This window comes from Streptomyces milbemycinicus, assembly GCF_002154605.1.
In the GTDB taxonomy this organism is placed as follows: Bacteria; Actinomycetota; Actinomycetes; order Streptomycetales; family Streptomycetaceae; genus Streptomyces; species Streptomyces milbemycinicus.
On record NZ_MUNE01000027.1, the window covers coordinates 1 to 7743 of the forward strand.

Sequence of the window (7743 nt, forward strand, 5' to 3'; positions counted from 1 at the left end):
AGACGTCCAGATGGCGGCGGCTGGGCGTGCGCAGGATGCCGCCGCGCCGCCGCTGCCGGTAGTGCACGCACACCCGGTCCAGTACGGCCAGCGAACGGGCGGTCAGCAGCACGGGGTAGGTCCAGGGCGTGTCCTCGTAGAACCCCGGCGGGAAGGTGAACCCCTCCCGCTCCAGGAAGTCCCTCCGGTACGCCTTGTTCCACGCCACCATCAGCAGCCGCAGCAGCTCGGGCCGGTCGTCCAGCCGGAACGTCCGGGGCCCGCTCTGGCGCAGCAGCTCGGCCCGTACGTTCCGCTCCGCCCGGCCCGTCCAGTACAGCCGTGCGTAGTCGAACAGCAGCACCTCCGGATCCCCGGTGGCCGCCAGCCGCTCGGCGATCGCCCGCAGCGCCCCGGGCACGAGCGTGTCGTCCCCGTCGAGGAACAGCACATAGTCCCCGGTGGCCTGCCCCATCCCGACGTTACGGGCCGGCCCGAGCCCCATGTTGTCGCTCAGATGCACGGGCCGCACCCGCGGATCACGGGCCGCCGCGTCGTCGATGATCGAGCCGCAGGCGTCGGGGGAGCGGTCGTCGACCGCGATCAGCTCGAGGTCGGTGAAGTCCTGCGTGAGCACCGAGCGCAGGCAGTCATGGAGGTAGGGCTGGACCTGATACGCGGGCACGATGACGCTGAACCGGGGCAAAGCGCATCCCATCGGTTGAGGCGGTGTGGATGTGGTTTATCAGCATCATCGGAACGTAAGCACAATGCGGGGCGACGCGTGCCGGGGAGGCGCGGAAAGCAACCCGTTCGGCGCACGCAGCACTGAGCCGGCCGACCCGCGGCGGGCCGACCGGCTCAGTGCTTGTGGTTCAGCAGGTTCTGGTCACTTCACCGCGCCCGCCATCACTCCGGCGACGAACTGCCGCTGGAAGGCGAAGAAGACGGCCAGCGGGATCACCATCGAGATGAAGGCGCCGGGGCCCAGGATGTCGATGTTGTTGCCGAACTGCCGCACCTGCTGCTGCAGCGCCACCGTGATGGGCGGGTTGCCGCTGTCCGCGAAGATCAGCGCGATCAGCATGTCGTTCCACACCCACAGGAACTGGAAGATGCCGAGCGAGGCGATGGCCGGCCCGCCCAGCGGCATCACGACCCGTACGAACAGCCGCAGCTCGCCCGCCCCGTCCAGCCGCGCCGCCTCCAGCAGCTCGCGCGGGATCTCCGCGAAGAAGTTCCGCAGCAGGAATATGGCGAAGGGCAGGCCGAAGGCGGTGTGGAAGAGCACCACGCCCGTCGTCGTCTGGAAGATGCCGATCTCGCCGAAGAGCTTGGCGACGGGGATCAGCGCGACCTGTACGGGGACGACGAGCAGGCCGACGACGACCAGGAACCACCAGTCGCGGCCGGGGAAGTCCATCCACGCGAAGGCGTAGCCCGCCAGGGCGCCGAGCACCACCACCAGGACCGTGGCCGGAATGGTGATCGCGAGGGTGGTCCACAGCGAGTCGGTGATCTGCTGGTTGGACAGCAGATCGTCGTATGCGCCGAAGGTGAGCTGCCCCGGATCGGTGAAGACCTTCCACCAGCCCGAGAGGGCCACCTCGGAGGGGTCGCGCAGCGAGGAGAGCAGCAGCCCGACCGTGGGCATCAGCCAGAACAGCCCGATCAGGATCAGGACGACCCGCATCACCCCGCCGCCGGCCCGGGCCGCGATCCGTGCGGCAAGCGACTGCTTGGCTTGTACGACCGTGTCCGCGCTGGTCATCGACGGCGCTCCCTTCGGATCCGGCGGATGTTGAAGAACATGACGGGCGCTACGAACACCAGCAGGAACACGGCGATCGCGCTGCCGAGGCCCTGGTTGACGTCGGTCCCGAAGGAGGACTGATACAGCTGGAGGGCGAGCACATTGGCCTCGTCCTGGCTGGTCTGCGGCGCGATGATGTACACCAGGTCGAAGATCTTCAAGACGTTGATCATGAGCGTGACGACGACCACCGACAGCACCGGCGCCAGCAGCGGCACCGTCACCCGCCGGAAGACCTGCCACTCATTGGCGCCGTCCATCCGCGCCGCCTCCAGCAGCTCGCGTGGCACGCCCGCGAGCCCCGCCGCGATCAGCACCATCGCGAAACCGGCCCAGATCCAGACGTACGAGCCGATGATGGCCGGGGTGACCAGCGACGGGCCGAGCCAGTCCACCCCGTTGTACGGCTGGCCGAAGTTCCAGGCGGGCAGCCGCAGCTCGGCGCCGTCCGCCTTGGCCGGGAGGGTGTACGTACCGTCGGCGCGGGACGTGGTCGTGGCGACGACCTTGCCGTCCTTGACCGCCTCGATCTTGATGTCGGCGAGCGCCTTCTCGCCCTTGTCGAGCACATTGTGCTGACCGCGGTCGCCCTTGGTGAAGTCGAACCAGACCGTGCCGGTGACCTTCCCGGCCTCCGGCTTCGCGGCCTTGGCGTCCTGCGCGCCGCTCACATCGTCGCGCTTGGCGGCGACCAGCGGCAGCGAGACGGGGGTGCCCGCCTTCGCCGTCGCGTCGGTGGTGAACGACCCGTTCGACGACTCGGTCAACCCGGCGTTGGGCCGTGGATGGGCGCCGGGGAAGGGCGGCGACTCCTTGAAGGTGTCATGCACGCTCACCCAGATGGCGTTGGCCACGCCCCGGTCCGGATCGGCCTCGTACACCAGCCGGAAGATGATGCCCGCCGCCAGCATCGAGATCGCCATCGGCATGAAGACGACCAGTTTGAAGGCCGTGCCCCAGCGCACGCGCTCGGTGAGCACGGCGAAGATCAGGCCGAGTGCGGTGGCCACGGACGGGGCGACGATGACCCAGACGATGTTGTTCTTGATCGCCGTCATCGTCGCGTCGTCGCTGAACATCTCGCGATAGTTGTCAAGACCGACAAAGCCGTCGCCCGACGCGTCGAAGAGACTGCGGTAGACGGAGTAGCCGATCGGGTAGACGACGAGCGCGCCGAGCAGCACCAGCGCGGGCAGCAGGAAGATCCCCGCCACCCACAGCCGGGTGCCCGTAATGCTTTTCCTCTTCTTGTTCTTGTCCTGCGCAGGCGCTACGCGGCCAGGTGCTGCCGCGCCGCCCGCTGTCGCGGTCGACATGATGTGGATCTCCCGGTCGCGTCGTCAGTTCCCGTACGCCTTGGCGGCATCGCGCTCCAGCTGGCGCTGGATGCCCTCGACATCCTTGGGGTTCTTCAGGAAGTCCTGGAGCGCTTTCCACTCGCCCTGGGCCGGCTTGCCGCCGAACGAGGCCGGGGCCTGGTCGGACATGTCGAAGCGGAAGTTGTCGCCCGCGTCTATCACCGCTTTGGCGATCTTGCGAAGTGGCTCATTGGGGTAGACGCTCAGGCTGAGCTTCTTGTTCGCCGAGATGAAGCCGCCCGCCTGGGCCCAGATGTGGGCGGCGTCGGGCGAGGCCAGGAAGGTCAGCAGCGCCTGCGAGGCCTCGCTGTCCTTCAGCGCCACGGCCACATCGCCGCCGGTGACCACCGGGGCGGTCTCACCCACCTTGGGGAACGGGAAGACCTTCGCCTCCGAGCCCAGCTTCGCCCCCGCGTCGGAGACATTGGCCGCGGCGAAGTCCCCCTCGAAGACCATCGCGGCGTCCGGCTGGGCGGCGTTGGCGAAGGCCTTGACGACCGAATCCGGGAACGCGGTCTGCAGCGCGCCGGACCTGCCCCCCGCGAGCAGCCCCTTGGTGCCCCACAGCTCGGCCAGCGTCCTGAGCGCCCGCGTCACCGAGGGATCGGTCCACTTGATCTTGTGCTGGGCCAGCAGATCGTACTTCTCCGGCCCCGCCTGGGAGAGATAGACGTTCTCGAACCAGTCGGTGAGCGTCCAGCCGTCCGCGCCGCCGACCGAGACCGGGTCGGTGCCCGAATCGGAGATCAGCTGCGCCTGGGCGAGGAAGTCCTTCCAGGTCTTCGCCTCCCTGGCCCCCGCGTACTCGAACGCGGAGGTGTTGTACCAGATCAGCGACTTGTTGCTGACCTTGAAATAGACGCCGTACTGCTTGCCCTTGTACGCGCCGAGCTCCTGCCAGCCCTTCGAGAAGTTCTTGGACAACTCCGCCTTGGTGGCGGCGTTGACCGGCTTGGCCCAGCCCTTCTGCGCGAACTCGCGCAACACGCCGACCTGCCCGACCAGCGCGACATCGGGCGGCTGGCCGCCCGCCATCTTCGAGCCGACGAAGCCCGCCATGTCGTCGCCGCTGGGCACGAACGACACCGTGGCGCCGGTGCGCTTCTCGAACTCCTTCAGCACCTTGGTGAAGTTCTTCTGTTCGGTGCCCGTCCACACGGCCGTGACCTCAAGATGCTTGCCCTTGAGGCTGGGCAGCTTGACGGTCACGGGCGGTGGGCTGCCGCTGTCGGCCTCCCCGTCGTCGGTGCCGCAGCCCGCGGCGGTCAGCAACAGCGCCCCCGCCGAACAGAGGGCAAGCGCGGCTCGCGCCGAACGCTTCGTGCCCGTCTGGCCCGGTCGGCCCATCTGGCGCTTCTGGCGCTTCCTGCGAAGCGGTGTGAGCATCCCCGTTTTCCTCCCAAATCGGCCGTCCCCCGCTGCGGCCGTGTCCCGTGCCGACAGTCCTACGCCCGGTCACGGTCCGTCGCAATACCGTTTTCTGCGGTAACTCTCCGATTGTGACCGGGCCGTGATGAACAGTCAGGAAGGAAAGGGGCAGGGCGGTCAGACAGGAGGATCGGACGATCGATTTCGAAAGTCGGACGGGTCGGATGGTCCAGGGGGGTTTAGCGCGGTGCGCCTACGGTCCGGTTTGGACCGTAGTGGGTCAGATCAGCGCGGGCGCGGTCGGCGCGCCAGCCGACTGCGCCGCGCGCTGCAGCGCGCTGGCGAGCAGGGCCAGGTCCGTCGGCCCGTTGCCCAGCTCCCGTACCGGGCGCCGGGTGGGCGGGTCGCCCGTACGCTCCCAGTCGACCGCCACGACGGTGGGACGCTGCGTCGCCGTACGCGGTATGCGCCCGGTCACCCGGCCCGCCTGGAACGGCGTGGAGGGGCTGGACGTGTCGTCGCGCCGCCGGTACAGCTGCCCGCGCCCGACGGCCGCTTCCGCCGCCCCGGAGCCGGTGGGCGAGTCGGCGGCGGAGCCGGTGGACGCTCCGGAGGCCGCGGCCGACAGGGGGCGGGCCTCCAGCGTGATCCACAGCCCGGCACGCTCGGCCGCCGCCGTATCCGCCGTACGGTCCGGGCGGCCGGACGCCGCGACCAGATGCACCCCGAGGCGCGCGCCGTCGCGGGCGACGGCCTCCAGCGCCCGGACGACCGATCCGGCCGCCGGCCGACCGGTGCTGCCCAGGGAGGGGGCGACCAGCGCGTCGAAGTCGTCGACGAGGACGACGAGCCGCGGTAGCGAGGCCCCTGCCGCCGCCTCCTCCGTGTGCTCGCTGCCGGGCTGGGTACGCAGCCGCAAGGTGCCGCTGGAGGCGGAGTCGAGGTCACCGGCCTGCCGCGGCGCGACCACCCGCGCTCCACCAGCGCTGTCGCCCCCTGAGCTCATCCCTCCGGCCGAGCCTCCCGCCGGGCCACCCCCGGCGCTCCGCGCCGGTGCGCCGCCGCCCGGGTACCCGCCCGTGCCGCGGGCAGGGGCGTCGGGATGGCGGGCCGCGTCGCCGTCGCCGCCCACGTACGCGCCGCCGACCACGCGACCGCTCGCGCCGCGGGTCGGCGCGTGGCCCGTGCTCCGGGCCTGGGCGTCGGGACGTCGGGCCGTGCCGCCGTCGGTGGGGGAGTCCGCGGCGCCGCCCGAGCGCGGGCCCCCGAGCATGTGCCCGCTGACGCCGCTCGCGCTGCGGGTCGGCGCGGCGTCGCCCGTGCTCCGCGCCGGGGCGTCATCGACAGCCGAGCGCGCGCTGTTGCCCGGGTGCACGCTCGCACCGCGGGACGAGGCGTCGGAACGCACACCGCTTGCGCTGCGCGCAGAGGCGGCGCTCACGCCCGGGCTCCCCGCGTCGTGGACCGGGGCGGCGCCGGGGCCGCCTGCAGCGTGTCCGGCCGCGGCGCCGCCACTCGCGTGCCAGGCGGTGAAGTCCTGGTCGCCCAGCAGTTCGGCGCGGTGCTTGAGCTCCGAGCTGAGCGCCTGGGCGAACTCCCGCATCCGTACCGGGTCGGAGGCCGCCAGATACGTCGAGACCTGCGGCAGATCCGTGCACACCCGAAGCCCCTCGCCGCGCTCCGCGCCGCCGCCGTCGACGAGCACCAGGCCAAGCCGGTCCGGGCGCTCGGCGGCCGCCAGGGAGGCGGCGAGGGAGCGCAGCAGCTCTGTCTTGCCGGTGCCGGGGCCGCCGCCGATCAGCAGATGCGGGCCGTCGGCCACCAGGTCGACGGCGAGCGGGCCGCGGGGGCCCGCGCCCAGGACGGCCAGGGCCCGGCCGCCGGCCGGGACCTCGTCGGCGGCGGCCGCCCAGCGGGCCAGCAGCGAGGCGGGGGTGGCCCGCGCCAGACCCAGTTCGTCCAGCAGCCGCGACGCGCGCGGCAGCGTGGCGGCCGCCGGGCGGCCGGAGCCGGGGGCGCCGCCCTCCAGGGCGGAGTCGGCCGGGCGCAGGGGCGCCAGGGCCCGTGCGAACCGGTCGGCCCAGGCCACCGAAACCGCGTCCACGGTCGCCGCCGCGCCCGCCGCCCCGTCGCGGCCGCCGCGGCGCACGATCTGCAGCCCCGTCGCCACATCACCGCTGAGCAGCGCCGCCATCCCGCACGCGGCGAACACCGGAGACGCGGAACGGGCGGCCCCATAGCTCGCCGACAGCGGAGACGCGGGAGACGCGGGAGACGCGGGAGACATGGGAGACGCGGGAGACATATAGGACGCCGTGGGCGCCTCCACCAGGGACAGGAGATGAATTCCGGCCGCAGGGCCGCCCAGCGCCAGGGCCGCGAGCGTTTCGCGCAGCGCCGCGGGGCCGGGGTCGCCGTCCACGACGACCACGGTGTACGGGCCGGAGTGCCGGGCTGCGGCGGCGGCCACGGCCGCCGGGGACGCGGTCGCCCAGCCCGGGCCCGGCCGCCCGTCCTCCAGCCTCCGCACCAGCTCGTTCGTACGGGCCGTGGCCTGCTCCGGGTCGTACGCCAGCAGCAGTCGGCAGTCCTGCCCGCGCAGCGGCTGGAGGTGGGGCAGCCAGCCGAGCCAGGACCACTGCGCGAGCCGTTCGGCGACGGGGCGCCGGCTGTCCGTGCTGATCAGGATGATCTCCAGCGCGGCGGGCGAGTGCAGGGCCGCCAGCTGAGCCACGACGGAGCGGGCGAGCCCGGCCAGCCGGGCGCGCGGGCCCGCCAGGCCCAGCGAACCGGCTTCCCGCAGATCGACGGTCACGGGGGCCGCGGGCAGCAGCCCGCCGCCCGCGGCGGGCCGGTCGGCCGACCCCACCCGCACGCTCAGCGCGTCCGGGTGCCCCGGGCCGCGCTCCCACAGGCGCGGGCCCGGACCGAGCGCCGTCATCAGTACGGCGGCGGGATCCGGCCACCGCCGTACTGATGACGGCGCTCGGTCCGGGCCCGCGCCTGTGGGAGCGCGGCCCGGGGCACCCGGACGCGCTGAGCGTGCGGGTGGGGTCGGCCGACCGGCCCGCCGCGGGCGGCGGGCTGCTGCCCGCGGCCCCCGTGACCGTCGATCTGCGGGAAGCCGGTTCGCTGGGCCTGGCGGGCCCGCGCGCCCGGCTGGCCGGGCTCGCCCGCTCCGTCGTGGCTCAGCTGGCGGCCCTGCACTCGCCCGCCGCGCTGGAG

The 7743-nt window shown here is 72.6% G+C and carries 5 protein-coding genes; all 5 read right to left on the reverse strand.

Features of this window, described 5'->3' with window-relative positions:
* A partial coding sequence (locus tag CCN51_RS02170) for a glycosyltransferase family 2 protein (RefSeq protein ID WP_143675705.1) occupies window positions 1–685 on the reverse strand: 685 nt, incomplete at its 3' end.
* A 183-nt stretch (window positions 686–868) separates the two neighbouring features.
* Window positions 869–1750, reverse strand: coding sequence for a carbohydrate ABC transporter permease (locus CCN51_RS02175; protein ID WP_014179090.1), 882 nt, complete (start codon window positions 1748–1750; stop codon window positions 869–871).
* Entirely contained in the window at window positions 1747–3108 is a 1362-nt protein-coding gene (locus CCN51_RS02180; RefSeq protein ID WP_078610615.1) for a carbohydrate ABC transporter permease, read from the reverse strand. Before CCN51_RS02180 ends, CCN51_RS02175 begins: the two co-directional genes overlap by 4 nt.
* A gap of 24 nt (window positions 3109–3132) precedes the next feature.
* Window positions 3133–4536, reverse strand: a complete 1404-nt coding sequence (locus tag CCN51_RS02185) for an ABC transporter substrate-binding protein (protein WP_014179092.1) — start codon at window positions 4534–4536, stop codon at window positions 3133–3135.
* Between the two features lie 262 nt (window positions 4537–4798).
* The coding region (locus CCN51_RS02190; RefSeq protein ID WP_086859205.1) for an FtsK/SpoIIIE domain-containing protein at window positions 4799–7743 on the reverse strand (2945 nt) is incomplete at its 5' end.

Excerpts from the sequence above, each read along its gene's own strand:
- CCN51_RS02185 (WP_014179092.1), bottom strand. The coding sequence starts at position 4,536 with ATGCTCACACCGCTTCGCAGGAAGCGCCAGAAGCGCCAGATGGGCCGA.
- CCN51_RS02180 (WP_078610615.1), bottom strand. The coding sequence starts at position 3,108 with ATGTCGACCGCGACAGCGGGCGGCGCGGCAGCACCTGGCCGCGTAGCG.
- CCN51_RS02175 (WP_014179090.1), bottom strand. The coding sequence starts at position 1,750 with ATGACCAGCGCGGACACGGTCGTACAAGCCAAGCAGTCGCTTGCCGCA.